Source organism: Xanthomonas sontii, from assembly GCF_040529055.1.
GTDB lineage: Bacteria > Pseudomonadota > Gammaproteobacteria > Xanthomonadales > Xanthomonadaceae > Xanthomonas_A > Xanthomonas_A sontii.
The window spans coordinates 4,508,253-4,526,801 of record NZ_CP132342.1; the positions used below are offsets into that span (position 1 = coordinate 4,508,253).

The 18,549-nt window shown below is 67.7% G+C and carries 16 protein-coding genes and 1 riboswitch; of the genes, 4 read left to right on the forward strand and 12 right to left on the reverse strand.

Features of this window, described 5'->3' with window-relative positions; translation table 11 throughout:
- Window positions 1-8 precede the first annotated feature (8 nt).
- Window positions 9-1,322, reverse strand: a complete 1,314-nt coding sequence (locus RAB70_RS18990) for a HAMP domain-containing sensor histidine kinase (RefSeq protein WP_017910133.1) — start codon at window positions 1,320-1,322, stop codon at window positions 9-11.
- The gene (locus tag RAB70_RS18995) at window positions 1,312-2,013 is read right to left on the reverse strand and encodes a response regulator transcription factor (RefSeq protein WP_010340248.1); all 702 of its coding nucleotides are present in this window, start codon (window positions 2,011-2,013) and stop codon (window positions 1,312-1,314) included. The genes RAB70_RS18990 and RAB70_RS18995 overlap by 11 nt, the downstream gene beginning before the upstream one ends.
- A gap of 302 nt (window positions 2,014-2,315) precedes the next feature.
- Between RAB70_RS18995 and RAB70_RS19000 the strand changes: the two genes are divergently transcribed.
- From RAB70_RS19000 to RAB70_RS19010, 3 genes are all read left to right on the forward strand, one after another.
- Complete coding sequence (locus RAB70_RS19000; protein ID WP_148828813.1) at window positions 2,316-3,095, forward strand: phosphatase PAP2 family protein; 780 nt, start codon at window positions 2,316-2,318, stop codon at window positions 3,093-3,095.
- The gene (locus RAB70_RS19005; protein WP_148828812.1) at window positions 3,092-4,753 is read left to right on the forward strand and encodes a phosphoethanolamine transferase; all 1,662 of its coding nucleotides are present in this window, start codon (window positions 3,092-3,094) and stop codon (window positions 4,751-4,753) included. The genes RAB70_RS19000 and RAB70_RS19005 overlap by 4 nt, the downstream gene beginning before the upstream one ends.
- Window positions 4,754-4,879: 126 nt before the next feature.
- A complete protein-coding gene (locus RAB70_RS19010; protein ID WP_148828811.1) occupies window positions 4,880-6,871 on the forward strand; it encodes a M2 family metallopeptidase in 1,992 nt (663 codons plus the stop codon).
- A gap of 127 nt (window positions 6,872-6,998) precedes the next feature.
- Here the strand turns inward: RAB70_RS19010 and RAB70_RS19015 are convergent, their stop codons facing one another.
- The 10 genes from RAB70_RS19015 to RAB70_RS19060 form a co-directional block, all read right to left on the reverse strand.
- Window positions 6,999-8,345 (reverse strand): hypothetical protein, encoded by a 1,347-nt coding sequence (locus RAB70_RS19015; RefSeq protein WP_170268194.1) that lies wholly within the window; start codon window positions 8,343-8,345, stop codon window positions 6,999-7,001.
- Window positions 8,342-8,932 carry a hypothetical protein gene (locus RAB70_RS19020; RefSeq protein ID WP_148828825.1) on the reverse strand — a complete coding sequence of 197 codons (591 nt, stop codon included), beginning with the start codon at window positions 8,930-8,932 and terminating at the stop codon, window positions 8,342-8,344. The genes RAB70_RS19015 and RAB70_RS19020 overlap by 4 nt, the downstream gene beginning before the upstream one ends.
- A 70-nt stretch (window positions 8,933-9,002) precedes the next feature.
- Window positions 9,003-9,527 (reverse strand): hypothetical protein, encoded by a 525-nt coding sequence (locus RAB70_RS19025; protein ID WP_148828810.1) that lies wholly within the window; start codon window positions 9,525-9,527, stop codon window positions 9,003-9,005.
- Between the two features lie 24 nt (window positions 9,528-9,551).
- Window positions 9,552-9,878, reverse strand: a complete 327-nt coding sequence (locus tag RAB70_RS19030; protein WP_148828809.1) for a hypothetical protein — start codon at window positions 9,876-9,878, stop codon at window positions 9,552-9,554.
- Window positions 9,879-10,007: 129 nt separating this feature from the next.
- Window positions 10,008-10,550, reverse strand: coding sequence for a DUF4189 domain-containing protein (locus RAB70_RS19035; RefSeq protein WP_148828808.1), 543 nt, complete (start codon window positions 10,548-10,550; stop codon window positions 10,008-10,010).
- Between the two features lie 12 nt (window positions 10,551-10,562).
- Window positions 10,563-11,684, reverse strand: coding sequence for a type IV secretion system protein (locus tag RAB70_RS19040; protein ID WP_148828807.1), 1,122 nt, complete (start codon window positions 11,682-11,684; stop codon window positions 10,563-10,565).
- 49 nt (window positions 11,685-11,733) lie between these two features.
- Window positions 11,734-12,372 (reverse strand): hypothetical protein, encoded by a 639-nt coding sequence (locus RAB70_RS19045; protein WP_148828824.1) that lies wholly within the window; start codon window positions 12,370-12,372, stop codon window positions 11,734-11,736.
- Between the two features lie 517 nt (window positions 12,373-12,889).
- Window positions 12,890-13,420 carry a GNAT family N-acetyltransferase gene (locus RAB70_RS19050; RefSeq protein ID WP_017911298.1) on the reverse strand — a complete coding sequence of 177 codons (531 nt, stop codon included), beginning with the start codon at window positions 13,418-13,420 and terminating at the stop codon, window positions 12,890-12,892.
- A 4-nt stretch (window positions 13,421-13,424) separates the two neighbouring features.
- Entirely contained in the window at window positions 13,425-13,835 is a 411-nt protein-coding gene (locus RAB70_RS19055) for a hypothetical protein (protein ID WP_017910138.1), read from the reverse strand.
- A 50-nt stretch (window positions 13,836-13,885) separates the two neighbouring features.
- Window positions 13,886-15,136, reverse strand: a complete 1,251-nt coding sequence (locus RAB70_RS19060; protein ID WP_026144591.1) for a multidrug effflux MFS transporter — start codon at window positions 15,134-15,136, stop codon at window positions 13,886-13,888.
- 288 nt (window positions 15,137-15,424) lie between these two features.
- Window positions 15,425-15,529, forward strand: a riboswitch (glycine riboswitch).
- A gap of 103 nt (window positions 15,530-15,632) precedes the next feature.
- On the opposite strand from RAB70_RS19060, the gene gcvP reads away from it, so the two are divergent.
- Window positions 15,633-18,494 carry an aminomethyl-transferring glycine dehydrogenase gene (gene gcvP / locus RAB70_RS19065; protein ID WP_148828806.1) on the forward strand — a complete coding sequence of 954 codons (2,862 nt, stop codon included), beginning with the start codon at window positions 15,633-15,635 and terminating at the stop codon, window positions 18,492-18,494.
- Window positions 18,495-18,549: the final 55 nt, after the last annotated feature.

The following is an 18,549-nucleotide window of genomic DNA, read 5'->3' on the forward strand; positions in this document are numbered from 1 at the left end:
CGTCGTCCTTACGACGCGGGCGACGGCGGCGACGCGCCGGGGCGCTTCAGCGCGCTGCTCAGGTCCAGCGTCGCGCGGGTGCCGCTGCCGGCGAGCGAATCCAGGTGCAGCGCCCAGCCCAGGTGTTCGCACAGCCGCGCGATCAGGTCCAGGCCGATGCCGCTGCCCTCGCGGCTGCCGCCGCCGCGCGCCATGCGCATGTAGATCGCGCTGATCTCTTCCGGGCTCATGCCGTGGCCGGGATCATCGATGCAGACCACGCCCGGCGCCAACATCGTGATCTGGATCTGCCCCTTGTCGCTGTTCTCGATGGCGTTGCGCAGCAGGTTGCCGATGGCCACCTGCAGGATCGCCAGCGGCGTCTCCACCTCGCACGGCGGCATCGGCGCCAGGGCCAGCTCCAGGCGCTTGTCCGCGCACAGGTGGCGGTGGTCCTCGACGATCTCCGGCAGCAACTGGTCCAGCCGCACCAGGTCGCTGCCGCGCGCCATCCGCGCCGGATCCTTGGCCAGCACCAACAGCAGCGAGATGAGCTGGCCGACGCCGCTGGCGGTACGGCGGATGCGCAGCAACTGGTTGCGCACGCTGGGCGGTACGTCGTGCTGCTCCAGCGCCAGTTCGGCGGCGCCGCCGATCACCGCCACCGGCGTGCGCAGTTCGTGGCTGGTGCTGTCGATGAAGGCACGCTCGCGCTCCACGAACAGGTCGTTGCGCGCCAGGTAGTCGTTCAGCGCTTCGGCGATCACCACCTGCTCGGCGCTGGCGCGCGGATGCACCTCGATGCGCTGCCCGGGCCGGTCCGGGCGCAGGCTGCCGATGCGCTGGGCCATGTCGATCAGCGGCTGCACCACCCGGCCCATGCCCCAGGCCACCAGCGCGCCGAGCAGCAGCACCGCCACCGCGTTGGACACCAGCATCCACAGCGCCAGGTTGTCCTCGTGGTCGTGCAGTTCGGTGATGTCCAGCGCCAGCGCCAGGCGGCGGCCGCGCACGTCCTGCACCAGCACGACCTTCTCGCTGCCTTCCAGTTGCACTTCGTCGTGCAGGCCCGGACCCAGCGCCGTCACTGCCGGCGGCAGCGGTGCGCCACCCTCGTCGCCGTACAGGCTAACGGTGCGGGTGTCGATCCAGCGATAGTCCGGGTCGGCCGCGCTGCGCGCCAGGAAGTGGTCCAGTTCGGAGGTCAGCAACGAGCGCCAGGTGAGCTGCTCGGCCTGGTCGTTGACGATGTAGCCATGCACGAACACCGCCAGCGACAGCAGCGCCGCGTAGCCCACCAGCCACAGGGTCAGCCGCTGCCGCAGGCCGGCCCTAGTCGGCATGCTCGCCCTCGTGGGGGCCGACCACCGCCAGGCGGTAGCCGATGCGCGGCAGGGTGTGGATCAGCTTGGCCGCAAACGGACCATCGACGCTGCGGCGCAGGTCGTAGATGTGCGAACGCAGCATGTCCCCGTCCGGCGGCTCGTCGCCCCACAGCGCCTGCTCCAGGCGATCGCGGGTGACCGCGGCCGGGCTGGCCTGCATCAGCACCTCCAGCAGCTTGCGGCAGGCCGGGTACAGATGCAGGGTGCGCCCGCCGCGGGTCACTTCCAGCGTGGACAGGTCCAACTGCAGGTCGCCCACGCGCAGCAGCTTGCTGCGGCCGCGGCCGCTGGCACGCACCAGCAACGCCTCCAGCCGCACTTCCAGTTCCGGCAGCGCGAACGGCTTGGTCAGGTAGTCGTCGGCACCGGCACGGAAGCCGGCGATCTTGTCCGGCAGCTCGTCGCGCGCGGTCAGCATGATCACCGGCACGTCGGCATGGTGTTCCTCGCGCAGCGCACGCAGCACCTGCTGCCCGTCCAGGCGCGGCAGCATCCAGTCCAGGATCAGCGCGTCGTAGCGCTGGGTGGTGGCCAGGTGCAGGCCGGTCACGCCATCGGGCGCCGCGTCCAGGGTGTGGCCGCGCACCTCGAAGTAGTCGAACAGATTGGCGACCAGGTTCCGGTTGTCTTCTATGACCAGCAGCCGCATGGGCGCGCTCGAATTCGGGGGACGGACCTGCCCATGCTAGCGGAAGCGTGTCGGAACGCCGTCAGAACGGCCGCGCGCCTTGATCGAATCTCAATAAAACCTGGAAAGGATCCCAACACGGCGCCGTCAGGCTGCCTTCCGCGCCGGCCACCGGCACGCGTGGCCCGGCGCTTGCATCAGTGCGGCCGTGCGCAACCTTCGCTGAAGCCCTGGCCCTCTCACCGACAGTTCCGACAGCTATCCGACACCGGCAACCCGACCATGCCCCACTTTCCCGCCGTCCCTGGCCGCTTTCGTCGACCATGATCAGTACGCCCCTGCGATTGTCCGCTGCGGCGGCGCCCCACCTCGGCGCACGCCGGCATTTCTATCTGTTCCACCTCTGGGTGCCGCTGGCGCTGGTGCTGCTGGCCAGTGGCGTGCTGATGGGCCTGGGCGGGGATTTCTGGATCGCCGACCTGCTGTATCGCTGGGAAGGCGGGCAGTGGGCGCTGAAGGATGCGGCGCTGACCCGTAGCCTGATCCACCACGACGGCAAGATGCTGAGCGCCGCGGCATGGGCGGTGACCGCCGCGCTGGCAGTGTGGGCCTGGCGCCGTCCGGATGCCCGCCGCTACCGGCTGCCGCTGCTGTACCTGCTGCTGACGGTGGCGCTGAGCACCGGCGTGGTGTCGCTGCTGAAGTCGGTGACCCACATGGACTGCCCCTGGGACCTGGTCCGCTATGGCGGCGAGCGGATCTTCGTGGGCCTGTTCGAGACACGCCCGGCGGGCATGCCGCGCGGGGTATGCTTCCCCGCCGGTCATTCCAGTGCCGGCTATGCCTGGGTGGGGCTGTACTTCGTCGCGCTGGCGCTCAAGCCGGCCTGGCGTTGGCCGGCGCTGGCGATCGGCCTCGGGGGAGGCCTGCTGTTCGGTCTCGGCCAACAGCTGCGCGGCGCGCATTTCATGTCGCACGACCTGTGGACGCTGGCCCTGTGCTGGGGCGTGGCACTGGGCCTGTACCGGGCGATGCTGTGGCCGCGCGCGACCCTGTCGCAGGCCGATCGACGCCCTTCCACTACCAACGATTCCGCCGCATGAGCCATTCCGTCGCCCCGCCCTCGCCGTCCACCGCCTCCCGCGCCCACTGGTGGGCCTGGCGTCCGCAGTTGAGCAACGAGATGCTGGCGCTGGCGGCCAGCGCGTTCTTCGCCCTGGCCTGCAACGGCATGTTCTGGCGCAGCGCGATGAGCGGCCACGGCGGCGACGTGAAGCTGGCGCTGTCGCTGTTCCTGCTGCTGCTGGCGGTGCACGGCCTGCTGCTGGGCCTGCTGCTGTGGCGCGGCATCGCCAAGCCGGTGCTGACGGTGCTGCTGATCACCACCGCGTTCGCCGCGCACTACATGAACAGCTACAGCGTCTACCTGGACGCGGACATGCTGCGCAACGTGCTGGCCACCGACCACAAGGAATCGCGCGAGCTGATGACCCCGGCGCTGATCGCGCCGCTGCTGTTCTACGCGGCGCTGCCGATCCTGGTGCTGTGGCGGGTGCGGCTGATCCGGCGTTCGCCGCTGAAGGCGCTGGCGATCCGTGCCGGCTTCCTGATCGGCATGCTGGCGCTGGGCGGCGTCGCTGCGATGCTGTCGTTCCAGGACCTGTCGGCGATGATGCGCAACCATCGCGAGATCCGCTACCTGGCCACGCCGATCAATTACCTGGTCGCGCTGCGGCAGAACTTCAAGTCCGACAGCCCCACGCGCAAGGCGCCGAAGCTGCCGCTGGAACACGACGCCAAGGCCACCGCGCGCGCGCCGGGCAGCAAGCCGCGGCTGCTGGTGGTGGTGCTGGGCGAAACCGCCCGCGCGCAGAACTGGGGCCTCAACGGCTATGCGCGGCAGACCACGCCGGAGCTGGCCAAGCGCGACGTGATCAACTTCCCCGACATGCACTCCTGCGGCACCAGCACCGAGGTGTCGGTGCCGTGCATGTTCTCGCCGTTCGGCCGCCACGACTACAACGAGAGCAACATCCGCAAGCACCAGTCGCTGCTGCACGTGCTCGAGCACGCCGGCATCAGCACGCTGTGGCGCGACAACCAGTCCGGCTGCAAGGGCGTGTGCGACGGCCTGCAGATCCAGCACCTGGACGACGCCAAGGATCCGCAGTTGTGCAAGGACGGACGCTGCATGGACGAGATCCTGCTGCAGGACCTGGCGGCGCAGGTGCGCGCCAAGCCCGGCGACCGCGTGGTGGTGCTGCACCAGCTCGGCAGCCACGGCCCCAGCTACTTCGAGCGCTACCCGGCCGCGTTCCGCCGCTTCACCCCGACCTGCGACACCGCCGATCTGGGCAACTGCAGCCGCGAACTGATCACCAACGCCTACGACAATTCGCTGCTGTACACCGACCACCTGCTGGCGCGCACCATCGACGCGCTGCAGGCGATGCCCGACTACGACACCGCGATGATCTACCTCTCCGACCACGGCGAGTCGCTGGGCGAGAAGGGCCTGTACCTGCATGGCGTGCCCTACGCGATCGCGCCGCAGGAGCAGACCCACGTGCCGATGGTGATGTGGTTCTCGCCCGGCTTCGCCAGCGCGCGCGGCCTGGACCTGGCCTGCCTGCAGGCGCGGTCGCGCCGCTACGCCGACCAGGACAACCTGTTCCCGTCGGTGCTGGGCCTGATGCAGGTCAGGACCGGCGTCTACGACCACGCGCGCGACCTGTTCGCGCAGTGCAGCAAGCCGCAATGACCACCCGTCCACGCGTCGCCACGGCGTGACTGGACACCGCGGCGCGGCCAGGGACGCGCCGCCCGAACTTGCGGCGGTGCGGGCGGGCCACTAGCCTTCCGGGCAATCGCCCTGCAAGGATTCGCCGTGACCCATCGCTCTCCGCTGCTCGCGCTGTGCCTCGGCGCGAGCCTGCTGACGCTGTCCGCCTGCCGCAAGGAACCCGCGGCCGAGACCGCCGCCCCCGCCGCGGCCCAGCCCCAGGGCGAGAGCGCCGACCAGTTCGTCGCCCGCATCAACGAGGAGTACCGCGCGCTGCTGCCGGAACTGACCGCGGCGCAGTGGCTGTCGGCGACCTACATCAACGGCGACAGCGAGCGACTGGCGGCCAGGGCCAACGCGCGCTGGCTGACCACGCTCAACGGCTGGATCGCGCAGGCCCGGCGCTACGACGGCAAGCCGATGTCGGCCGACAGCGCCCGCGCACTGCGCCTGCTGCAGCAGATGACCGCGATGCCGGCGCCACGCGATCCGGCGCGGCTGGGCGAACTGGCCGCCCTGGCGACGAAGATGGAGGGCGCCTACGGCGCCGCGTCCTACTGCACCGGCGAGGGCGACGCGCGCCGTTGCCGGCAGTTGGGCGAACTGGAGGACGTGCTGCGCCGCAGCCGCGACTACGACCAGCAACTGGATGCCTGGCAGGGCTGGCACGCCGCCGTGCAACCGATGCGCAAGGATTACCAGCGCTTCGTCGAACTAGTCAACGAAGGCGCGCGCGACATGGGCTACGCCGACGCCGGCGCACTGTGGCGCAGCGGCTACGACATGCCGCCGGCACAGCTCGCCGCCGAAACCGACCGGCTGTGGGCCCAAGTCAAGCCGCTGTACGAACAACTGCACTGCTACGCGCGCGGCAAGCTCGACGCCGAATACGGCAAGGACAAGGGCGAACTGGACGGCGGCCTGCTGCCAGCGCACCTGATGGGCAACATGTGGCAGCAGGACTGGAGCAACCTGTGGGACCTGCTGCAGCCCTACCCCGGCGCCGGCAGCCTCGACATCACCGACGCGCTGGAGCGGCAGTACCAGGGCAACCTGAGCGCGGCGCTGGCGCGGCGCAACGGCGACACCTCGGTGGACGCGCGGTTCATGGCCCAGCGCGAGGCGCAGTTGCTCAGCGCACGGCAGATGACCGAGCGCGCGCAGGACTTCTACACCTCGCTGGCGATGCCCAGGCTGCCGGACAGCTACTGGACGCGCAGCCAGTTCATCAAGCCGCTGGACCGCGACGTGGTCTGCCACGCCAGCGCCTGGGACATGGACATGGCCGGCGACGTGCGCACCAAGATGTGCGTCAAGCCGAACGAAGAGGACTTCACCACCATCTACCACGAACTCGGCCATGTCTATTACGACCTGGCCTACAACCCGCTGCCGCCGCTGTTCCAGGCGGGTGCCAACGACGGCTTCCACGAAGCCATCGGCGACACCGTGGTGCTGGCGATGACCCCGCAGTACCTGCATTCGATCGGCCTGGTCGACGCACCGCAGGTCGGCCGCGAAGCGTTGATCAACGCGCAGATGCGCATGGCCCTGAGCAAGGTCGCGTTCCTGCCGTTCGGGCTGATGATCGACCGCTGGCGCTGGGGCGTGTTCGACGGCTCGATCGCCCCGGACCGCTACAACCAGGCCTGGTGGGAGCTGAAGGCCAGGTACCAGGGCGTGGCGCCGGCGACACCGCGCGGCGAGGACTTCTTCGACCCCGGCGCCAAGTACCACGTGCCGGCCAACACCCCCTACACCCGCTACTTCCTCTCGCACATCCTGCAGTTCCAGTTCTACAAGAGCCTGTGCGACGCCGCCGGCTACAAAGGCCCGCTGTACGAGTGCACCTTCTACGGCAACAAGGAGGCCGGACAGAAGTTCTGGTCGATGCTGCAACGTGGTGCCAGCCAGCCGTGGCAGGCCACGCTCAAGGAGCTGACCGGCAGCGAGCGCATCGACGCCGGCCCGCTGCTGGAATACTTCGCGCCGATGCAGGAGTGGCTCAAGCAACAGAACCAGGGGCGGATGTGCGGATGGGAGGCCGCATCTGCCGCAGCGCAACCCACTGCAGTCCCGGCGCAGAAGCAAGGTTGACGCGGCGCGGCGGCCGCAACGCCGAAGCGCAGTCGTCAGGACAGACAGTGCAGGTCAGCGCGCAGAGGAGATACGCGGCGTGCGGATCAGTCAGGCTGGAAAAGAAGCTGCGACATGCCTGAAGCGCTCATCGCGTCCGTGCAGACACGTGCTGCGCCTCGCTGTCGGCCTGCGGCAAAGCGAGCGCCACCCCGTCCTTGGCGGGTGATGCGATCGCCTCTTCGGGTCGCGATGGCACCGCAGAGAGATCGACCTTCACCCGGAACCCCGGCGTATACCCTTCGATCCAGGCGTTGCCGCCATCGACCATGACGTGTTTGATCTGCTCGGGCCGCGTCATGCCGTCGCGCTGTACCTGTGCCGCGGCATGCCTCAGCGTCGCATCCGGCGTAGCGGCCGGGAATCGCTCCTTGATGGCACGAAACAGCGGGTCTCCGTCCCGCACCGCCGCCTCCTGCTCAGGCACCTTCAGCGGCACGTGCCAACCCTGCGGCGCGTGGGCGTCCTGCTTCGGCAGATGCAGCCGCCGCATGTGCTCCGACCATTCCGGCGCACCGATGCCCTGCCGGCCTTCGCCCGGCGGCAATGGCCCGCGCAGTTCGTCGACGGCGTCACCGGCCAGCCCGCGCACGCCGCGCGCCAGAAGCGTGGTGCCGATGCGCATGGATTCGACATCCTCGCGGTACCTGCCGATCATCGGCGCGTACTGCGCGGCGCGCTGCTGCACCGCCGGATCTTCCAGCACGGACCGGTCGGGCCGCCCGTTGCCATCCACCGGCAGGAAGTTGTGCATGCGGTGCGACTCGACGATCAACCCACCGACCGCGCTGAAGGGCTTGCGCGCATCCCAACCGCCCCTGCTGTTGTCGTAGCCGGCGCGCTGCAGCGTGGCGACTTCCTCGGGCGTGGCGTAGATGCGGACCTGGCCGTAGTGCCGACTGGCGGCGCTGACCGGGTCGCCGGCCATGACGTGGTTGACGACGTCGGTGCCGCCTTCGGGGATTCGGCGATCCAGGCTGACCGCGCCGTAGGCGTTGAAGGTCTCGCCCTTCAGGCCGAAGTGGTGGGCCGTGACCTCGGCCAAAGCCCCGCCCAGGGAGTGCCCAGTGATGGTGACAACCGGAGCCGCGCCATCCTTGGCGAGCTTGTCCGCATACTCCAATGCGTGCGACGTGAACGCGACCGCGTCGGCCACCTGCGCGTTGTGACGGGTCATCACCATGCCTCCATCCACCGCGAGCCCATCGCGCAGCGGCTGGCGATCGAACTCGGTCCCGCGGTGGGCAACGATCAGTTCGCCACTGTCCATGCGCTGATAGAGGATGCCCTGGTAGCCGCTGGGTCGGTCCACATACTCCAGGCGCTTGTAGAAGACACCTCCGATATCCACCGCCTTGCTGTTACGCCCAGTCTCCTGCGGCGCGTCATATACATCACGCGCAAGCTCGGCATATTGCTGACTGCTCAGACTCACGGCACAGCCCTCTGCGTTGTCAGCACAACTTTGAAGGTATCTGCCCGCGCCTGTTCGTTGAATTCATCAAGGCTCGACCGGCCGCTATCGGGGAATCCGGGCATCTCTTCCTTCGGATACCTTCCCTTCCAGAAATATGTGGTCTTCCGCGACGGCTGCTCGATTTCGTTCTTGAGCAATGCGGGCTGGAAGCGCGTGTCCTCGGCACTTCCGGACGCACTCAGCGTGACCCCGACACTACCCAATTCAAATTTGCAGATACCCCTGCCATAGTAGTCCGCATCCACCATTCCATCTGCATGGATGATCGCCACATAGGTGCTGTCATCCACCTTCTGGAATTGGATCGGAATACTGTCCTCTTTCCGTTTCGTGGACATGCCCAGCACCGGATCCACCGGCGCGCATGCGTCACGGTTGACCATGTCGTAGAACGTGGCGCCCGAGACGTATCGGAACGGCCCCGGCGCATCCTCAATCGTCATCGTGATCCGATACGCCTGCGTCGGATGCGGATTCTTGCGGTACACCGGGTCACCATGGGCGTCGACATGAGGATTGGCGGCATTCTCCGAGGCAGTGTTCATCGGGTTGCATCCTGTCAACAAAAGCAGAAGGGAAAAAGCGCAAAGGATCTTGGCGTTCACGGAAAGGGCCTCAGGCCACGAGGGTGCGCCGCGCGGCATGCTCGGCGGCGGCAAGGGCGTCGGTGAGCCGGCGGCAGCCATGGCGCACGTGCAGGCGTTGCATGAGCAGCAAGGCGATCAAGATCGGCAGCGACAGGCCCAGTTCCGGCACCTGGATGAAGAGCGGCAGGGAACCAGGGAGCGCGACGGCCGCCAGGGCAGACAACCACATCAGCAAGGTCATCCCGGCTACCTGCAGGATGGCATGGCACAACTGCCTGGACTGCACCGTGCGCTTGCCACCGGAGCGCAGGCGCCACCAGGTGCGCGACGCGCGCACGACCAGCAGCGCCAGCATGCCCACCATGCCCAGTTGCAGCAGAGCACCCAACACCGCCAGCGCCTGGGCTATCAGCAGGGCCGCACCGCCCGTATGACGGTAGGCCAGCGCAGCCATCCCGGCGGTGAGCAGCAGTGCGAGCAGCGCCGTGGTCAGCAGCGCACACGTGCGCCGCACACATAGCTGCCACTCCTTCGACCACAGCACCTGGGACATGTCACGGCTCCTGCATCGACCAAGTCAGGGAACGGCAGCGCTATCCCGTACCACGGAAGAGCGCGGTGTCGCCGCCGCTGACCCCATCTTCCCGCTCGTGAATGCATGGGGGCAAACACGCGCATACATCGCCGACGAGTACGCGTTGTAGCAGTACGGGTTGGTGACGGTGAACGCGCCCGTGGCGGGATTGATCGGCGCCCAGCAGTCGCTCGGCACGCCGATCGTGCAGAAGAGAAACGGATCGTTGTCGTAGTACGGAATGAACTCGTAGTAGCCGTCGGTCTGCGCTGACGATGGCAATGTAATAGCGGATAACAGTAGCGTAGCAAAAAACTCTCGCATCTTCATAACCCCACCCTTGCCAAGTAAATTCCTTCTTCAGGATGACTCACGGCAAACCCAGCAACATTTTGACAACCCATCTCCAACAGCATTTCGCAAAAAATCTCATCAATAGATCACTACATCCCGCCGCGATCAGTAGCGCTCAAAAATCGGCTCGGTGCATGCGCTATACACCACCTTGCAACTCATGCCTTGAGCCTCTTTGTTCCCCTTCTGACATCCAGCCATAGCACGCTCACTAGCATTTTCGATGGTTGCAGAACCAGCGAACTCGGAGAACCCATTGACTACCGTTTTATCACCCACAAAAGGTGCAGCCACCGCAGCACATTGGTTTTTATAAGACAGAGCAATTCGACAATTTTTTTCTCCATGAGAACTACAGCGCTTCAACGCATCACTTTCCGCGTCGAATTTGGAAGGTTTCCCCGTCGTGACGCCATAGCTGGTGATCGAGTCGATGGCACCTATGGCGATTGCGCCCCAAGTCTTTACCCAACGACCGCTTGGACGTGGCGCTTGCTGCTCAACCGAGCCACTTTGGGGAATCGGAGCGCATCCAGCCGCACCCTGCCCACCTATCGGATACTGCCCAGGCGGGCAACCGCCCTCTGCATACGCGACACCCGCGACTGAGCACAGCACTAGATAGATAGCAATTCGACAGGAAATCATATTGATAAATTCCTAACTAATTCGGAAACCACCGCCGTTGGCGTTACCTCTCGCCCCACTACCTTCAGGGGACGCCGCTGATTGCGGCGTTCCGCCCACGAGAGGCGACACTCTCGACTGTTGGGCCGAGTCGTCTTTTGCTAATTGCGGCGGAACATAAGACCCCGGCGGCTGCCCCTGTGGCCCCGGCGAAGACGCAGTCGCGGGGCCGAAGGCCGTGTAGGTCATGAACGTACCCATGTTGCCTTGCCAGACCGCCGCCGCGATCGTGGGCACCGTGACGATCAGCACCGTCATCAGCAACCCAATCCCGCCCTGCTGCAACGCCTGGGACGACAGGCCTTCGGCGTTGGCCAATGGAATGAACTTCATCGCCCAGTACGCCGCCGCCACCTTGGCCGTGAACTTCAAGACCATCGCCGACACCACCGACAGCATGGACATCGAGAACAGGGTGCCGATCACGTAGAACAGCCACTTCCGGAACAGGTCCTTGGTCTGGTCGAACATCAGGAAGAAGATGAAGATCGGGCCGATGCCCACCAGGAATGCCATGGTGAACTTGAACAGCAGCAACATCGCGCCCGCCGCCATGGGCGGGCTGGCCGTGCCGAAACTGGCCAGCAGCATCGAGCGCCCCTTCTTCTCGATCGATTCGGGATCGTTGGCGTCCACACGCACCGCGTCGAGCGCGGACAGGGCCAGCTGGGTGTACTTCAGGTTGTCGTCGATCGAGTCGGCCGCGCTGCTGGTGTCGTCTCCGGTGAACAACCCGTGGATCTCCATGTCCAGGTTGTCGGTCATCGCCTTGTGCAACGCCGCGCCGTTCGCACCCAGGGTCGACGCGATCATCAGGATCACCGCCACCTTGGCCGCCTTGACCATCGTCGCCATCGCCGATTCGCGCGACTGCCCGGTGACGATGCGGTAGCCCTGGATCAGGATCCAGAACGTGGTCGCCGTCAACGCGATCACGCTCACCCAATGCATCGCGCGGCGCATCAGTTCAAGGCCGAACTCGGCGATCTCGTTGGTGAAGTAGTTGTTCACCAACCGGAAGAACAGGAAGTCGCCCAGATTGGCGTCCGCCAACGGCTGCATCCAGTGCGTGGCGGTGTCGAAGAATCCGTTCATGCTGCGTGCCTACCCGATGTCGCGTGCTGTGTTGGAGTTGCCGGTGCCATCATTTGGACAGCGCCCCAGCGAGCACGCCCGCCTGGATCACCTGCCCCAGGATGTTGTTTTTGTTGCCATCCAGCGCCCGCCGCGCCAATCGCGACTGGTCGTCCTTGAGCGCCACGATGTAGGCGTCGTAGGCCTTCATCTGCGCCTGCCAGTAATCCAGGTCCATGGCGTTCTGCGCCACGAAGCGCCGCACCTCGTTGTCGTTGGCGGCCAGCGCGCCCTGGCTGGTCCCAATGCCGTCGCGCTGCGACTGCACCTGCTTGAACTGTTCGTTGCGCTGGATCAGGCGCTTGAGCATGCGCACCGTCTCGTTGTACTGGGCGTTCTTGGCCATCACGATGCGCGCGCAGACCTTCATCTGCTCGTCGACCGCGCTGCCGTTCATGTCCGGCGCCAGCGCCTTGAACTGGTTCATCAATCCGGCGATGCCGCTCTGGCTCGCGCCGGGGCAGCTGTCCTCCAGCCCGTAGTCCTGGGGACGCTCGGGAAAGTTGTCGGCCATGGTGGAGTCGCCGAACTGCAGCCGCTGGAGCTTGATGAGCTGCTGCTGGTAGTGCTCCAACTGCATCTGGTACTGCTTGATCGTCTCGCCCCAGCGTTTGGCCTGCTCGGCGTATTCCTGCAACGCCTTGGCCATCGACATCGGGTCGTTGACGATCCAGGTGGCATTGGCGGGTCCTGCAGCCAGGAGGGCGGCGAGCGCGACACCTGCGAACAGGCGCGACAGGCGGGGGCGACGGGTCGAGGAGTGGGTCATGGGCGATCTCGGCAGGTCTCGTGCGATACAGGGCGCAGCGACGGTTTCCAGCTGCTGTGCGTGGGCGGCAGAGGCCGCCGGACAGCCGTCGGCGGCAGCAGCGGAGCCACTGGGTGGTCGGATTGGGGAACCTGCTGCGGCCATAGTCCTTTATGAGCGGATGAGGCAGGGTGCGGCGGACTCTTGCATGATGTGCATTCCATTTCCACCGCTCCATGCGGCCCCGTAGGGAAGCACATTCAGCGAAGCCAGGCACGCCAATGGTTTCGCCGATCGGGGTAGGAAAACTCCGACATTTCGTCGCGGCATGTCCCGAGCCAGCCAGCGACGCTGTCACCGTCCGTTTTGCGCAGCCAGGTCCACGCCGGCCCGCCCAGGCCGACCGCGGTGCGCCAGCTCAGTCGTCCGCCAGCCGCGCCCAGCGCTCGTGGTCGCGCCACACCCCGCCGATGCGCAGGTAGCGTGGCGAATAGCCTTCGCGGCGGAAGCCGGCGCGCTGCGCCAGCGCCAGCGAGCGGGTGTTGTCCGGCTGGATGTTGGCTTCCACCCGGTGCAGGCCCAGTTCGGCGAACGCGTAGGCCACGCACAGGCGCAGCGCATGCGTCATCAGCCCGCGGCCTTCGCAGCCGGCCATGGCGTGGTAGCCGAGGTAGGCGCTCTGGAAGCAGCCGCCGACCACCTGGCTGAAGGTGAACAGGCCGGCGAGCGCGCCGCTGCTGCGTTCGCGCGCCAGCAGGGCGATGTTGCTGCCGTCCAGGGTCTGCGCGTACCAGGCCTCGAAGCCCGGCACATCGGTGAACGGGTAGGTCCACGGGTGATGCAGGGCGACGCTGGCGCGGTGCGCCTGGATCAGCGCGATGCCGTCGCGGCGCCGCACCCGCGCCAGCGACACGGCCTCCTGCGCAGCCTGGCCGGCGCTCTGGCCCATGGCCTCAGGCCGGAGCCGCCGCGCCGTCGTCGCGACGCATGACCTGGGCGTGGCGCGTCTTGAACTCCTCGAAGCTCAGGCCCTGCGCCTGCGCATCGGCCTGCGCCGCGTCCTTCAGCGCGTCCGAGTACATCAACCGCACCGGCGTGCCGGCGCGCTCGTGCAGCTCCGCTGCCTGCATGATCAGCGAGAGCACCTGCGCGGCGCTCTCGCTCTGCCCGGCGATGCGCCCGTCCATGCCCAGCACCCACTCGCCGTCGCGGCGCACGATGCCGGCCAGCAAGGTGCGCTGCTGGTCGCGCAGTTCCGCATGCGGTTCGATGGGCGCGGCCGGCGCGGCGCCCTCGGCGCGGTGGCGCAGGCGCTCGGCCAGCTTCTTGCGCAGGTCGCGGCGCTGCTTGGACTGGATGGACATGCGGTTTCCTCAACGATGAACCGACGACGATAGCCCAACCGCGGCGATGCTCACAGCGGGTCGGCCGGTTCCAGCCGCGGCACCTGCGCATCCGGCCGCGGCAGGCGCTTGCCGCTGCGCCGCTCCCAGCGCCAGAAACCCCAGCCGAGCAGGAAGAACGCGCCCGAGCCCAGCGCCAGGTGCAGGGCATGGCCGCTGAGCAGCGGCGACAGCACCCCGGCCACCAGCACGGTGACCATCAACTGGGTGAAGGCCTGCAGCGAGGAGGCCAGCCCGCGCTGGCGCGGATACATGTCCAGCACCGCCAGCGCCAGGATCGGGAAGATCAGCGCGGTGCCCAGGCCGGCGAAGAAGATCGGCAGCACCGCCCAGGGCAGCGCGATGGCCGGCGCCAGCGCGGTGTAGGCGATGTTGCCGGCCATCGACAGGCCGCAGCAGACGAAGCCGAAGCGCACCTGGCGCATCGGCCCGAGCCGCCCGGCCATGCGCCCGGACAGGAACGCGCCCAGGGTCATGCCGCCGATGGTGGGCAGGAACAGCCAGGCGAAGTCGCGCTCGGTCTTGCCCAGCAGGTCGATCATGAACACCGGCGCCGAGGCGATGTACAGGAACACCCCGCCGAAATTGAACGCGCCGGCCGCAGCCAGGCGCTGGAAGCGCGGATTGAGCGCGATGCCGATGTAGTCGCGCAGCAGCGTGCGCGGCGCCAGCGGCGTGCGCGCCTGCGGCGGATGCGTCTCCGGCATCCAGCGCAGGGTGGCGACCAGCAGCAACGAGGAGAAGCCGACCAGGAACCAGAAGATCGTCGGCCAGCCGCGGCCGCTGCCCAGGATCCAGCCGCCGATGATCGGCGCGATCGCCGGGGCGATGCCGAACAGCATCGACACCTGGCTCATCAGCCGCTGCGCGTCGTCGCCGTGGAACAGGTCGCGGATCACCGCCCGCCCGACGATCATGCCGACCCCGGCCGACACACCCTGCAGCGCGCGGAACACCAGCAGGGTCGGCAGGTCGCGCGACAGCGCACAGCCGGCCGAGGCCAGGATGAACACGACCAGCCCGGCCACGATCACCCTGCGCCGCCCCAGCGCGTCGGACAGCGGCCCGTGGGCCAGGCCCATCAGCGCGTAGGCCAGCAGGTACACGCTCACCGTCTGCTGGATCGCCACCGGATCGGCATGCAGGCGCTGCGCCAGCTGCGGGAACGCCGGGAAGATCGTGTCGATGGAGAACGGACCGAACATCGCCAGCCCGGCCAGCAACAGGGCCATGCGGCGTGTGGACACGGACGGGAGCGTCATGGGGACATCATCCTGAAAGCCGGCCGCGGCGGCCGCAGGACGGACGCACGCGCGGCGACGCCGTCCGGCATGGACGGGCGCGAGAAAAGGGAGTGCGGCCATGATACGCGCTGCGGCCGCAGGCGCGCATCCGCCGCGGCTCGCCCATTCAGGCTGGCGTGGGTGCGTGCGGCCCGCCGTGGGCGCCGCCGGCCACGTTATAATCGCGGCGCAGCAAGGTGGGAGAAGCGGGGCGACCCGCTGCCGAAGGCGCAAACGCCCGTAATCGCTCAGGCCCGATACCACCCGCACCAAGACTCTGGAGAGACCGGTCAAACCCGGCGCCGAAGGGGCACGAAGCGCAGCGCCAGCCGCCGCTTCCAAACTCTCAGGCAAAAGGACAGAGGGGCATTGGGAAGACGCGTGCTTCCCGTCGATCGTGCCCGCCGCTGCGGCCCGACGACGGCCTTGCGCGCGTCCCCCGCCTCCTCGTGCCTTCCTCAGCCGGACGACTGCCATGTCTCACACCTCTTCGCTGCGCGACCTCGAACACCACTGCGCCTTCATCGAGCGCCACATCGGCCCGAACGACGCCGAGATCGCGCACATGCTGCGCACCGTCGGCCACGACTCGCTGGAGGCGATGACCGACGCCATCGTGCCTGGCAACATCAAGTCGCCCGCCGCGCTGGCGTTGCCCGACGCCATCACCGAGGAGGAGGCGCTGGCCAAGATCCGCGCCATCGCCGACAAGAACACCGTGTTCCGCAGCTTCATCGGCCAGGGCTACTACGGCACCCACACGCCGAAGGTCATCCTGCGCAACATCCTCGAGAACCCGGCCTGGTACACCGCCTACACCCCGTACCAGGCGGAGATCTCGCAGGGCCGCATGGAAGCGCTGATCAACTTCCAGACCATGTGCGCCGACCTCACCGGCATGGAAATCGCCAACGCCTCGCTGCTGGACGAAGCCACCGCCGCGGCCGAGGCGATGACCCTGGCCAAGCGCTCGGCCAAGTCCAGGTCCGACACCTTCTTCGTGCACGACGCGGTGCACCCGCAGACCCTGGAACTGCTGCGCACCCGCGCCGAGCCGCTTGGCATCGTGCTGCGCGTGGGCACGCCGGAGGAAGCGCTGCAGGCCGAGTGCTTCGGCGTGCTGCTGCAGTATCCGGACAGCTTCGGCCACATCGGTGACCACCAGGCGCTGGCCGACGCGGTGCATGCGCAAGGCGGCCTGGTCGCCGTCGCCACCGACCTGCTCGCGCTGACCCTGATCGCCGCCCCCGGCGAATGGGGTGCGGACATCGTCGTCGGCAACTCGCAGCGCTTCGGCGTGCCGTTCGGCTTCGGCGGCCCGCATGCCGCGTTCATGGCCTGCCGCGACGCCTACAAGCGTTCGATGCCGGGCCGCCTGATCGGCGTGTCGATCGACGCCGCCGGCAACCCCGCCTACCGCCTCACCCTGCAGACCCGCGAGCAGCACATCCGCCGCGAGAAGGCCACCTCCAACATCTGCACCGCGCAGGTGCTGCTGGCGGTGATGGCCTCGATGTACGCGGTGTACCACGGCCCCGAGGGCCTGGTGCGCATCGCCCGCCGCACCCACCGCCTGGCCGCGATCCTCGCCGCCGCGCTGCGCGGTGCAGGCGTCGCCGTCGGCGAGCGCTTCTTCGACACCCTGCACGTCACCGGCGTCGATGCCGAGGCCATCCACGCCAAGGCGCGTGCGGCCGGCATCAACCTGCGCGCGATCGACAGCGCGTCGCTGGGCATCAGCCTGGACGAGACCGCCACCCGCGCCGACGTGGTCGCGCTGGCGCAGCTGTTCGGCGCGCAGGCCGACGTGGACGCGCTCGACGCCGCCACCGCCGACGCACTGCCGCCGCAGTTGCTGCGGCACAGCGCGTTCCTGCAGCACCCGGTGTTCAACACCCACCACAGCGAGCACGAACTGTTGCGCTACATGCGCGCGCTGGCCGACAAGGACCTGGCGATGGATCGCACCATGATCCCGCTGGGCAGCTGCACCATGAAGCTCAACGCCACCGCGGAGATGATCCCGGTGACCTGGCCGCAGTTCGGCGCGATCCATCCGCTGGCCCCGGCCGAGCAGAGCGTCGGCTACAAGCAACTGATCGACGAACTGGAGGCGATGCTGGTCGAGTGCACCGGCTACGACGCGGTCAGCCTGCAGCCCAACTCCGGCGCGCAGGGCGAGTACGCCGGCCTGCTGGCGATCCGCGCCTACCACCGCGCCCGCGGCGAAGGCCATCGCGACATCTGCCTGATCCCCGAATCGGCGCACGGCACCAACCCGGCCTCGGCGCAGATGTGCGGCATGACCGTGGTGGTGACCAAGTGCGACGGCAACGGCAACGTCGACGTCGCCGACATCCGCGCCAAGGCCGAGAAGTATTCGGACCGCCTGGCCGCGCTGATGATCACCTACCCGTCCACCCACGGCGTGTTCGAGGAAGACGTGGTGGCCATCTGCGAAGCGGTGCACGCGCACGGCGGCCAGGTCTACACCGACGGTGCCAACATGAACGCGCTGGTCGGCCTGGCCAAGCCCGGCAAGTGGGGCTCGGACGTGTCGCACCTGAACCTGCACAAGACCTTCTGCATCCCGCACGGCGGCGGCGGCCCCGGCGTCGGTCCGTGCGCGGTGAAGGCGCATCTGGCGCCGTACCTGCCCAAGACCCTGGGCGGCGACGGCGAGGTCGGCATGGTCAGCGCCGCCAGCTTCGGCAGCGCCTCGATCCTGCCGATCAGCTGGATGTACATCACCATGATGGGCAACAGCGGGCTGCGCAAGGCCACCCAGGTCGCGCTGCTCAACGCCAACTACATCGCCAAGCGCCTGGCGCCCTACTACAAGACGCTGTACACCGGCCGCAACGGCCTGGTCGCGCACGAGTGCATCCTCGACGTGCGCCCGCTGGAGAAGACCAGCGGTATCGGCGCCGAGGACATCGCCAAGCGCCTGATCGACTTCGGCTTCCACGCGCCGACGCTGAGCTTCCCGGTCGCCGGCACGCTGATGGTGGAGCCGACCGAGAGCGAATCGCAGCACGAGCTGGACCGTTTCATCGACGCGATGATCCAGATTCGCGAGGAGATCGCCGCGATCGAGGACGGCCGCCTGGATCGCGAGGACAACCCGCTCAAGCACGCCCCGCACACCGCCGCGCAGGTCACCGCCAGCGAGTGGACCCACGCCTACCCGCGCGAGCTGGCCGCGTTCCCGCTGCCGACGCTGAAGCAGCAGAAGTACTGGCCGCCGGTGGCGCGCGTGGACAACGTGTACGGCGACAAGAACGTGATGTGCGCGTGCATCCCGGTGGATGCGTACAAGGAAGACGCGGTGGTCTGAGCCGCGTTCTCGTTCGACGCTGCACCCCAGACCCAGCCTCGTGCGCGAGGCTGGG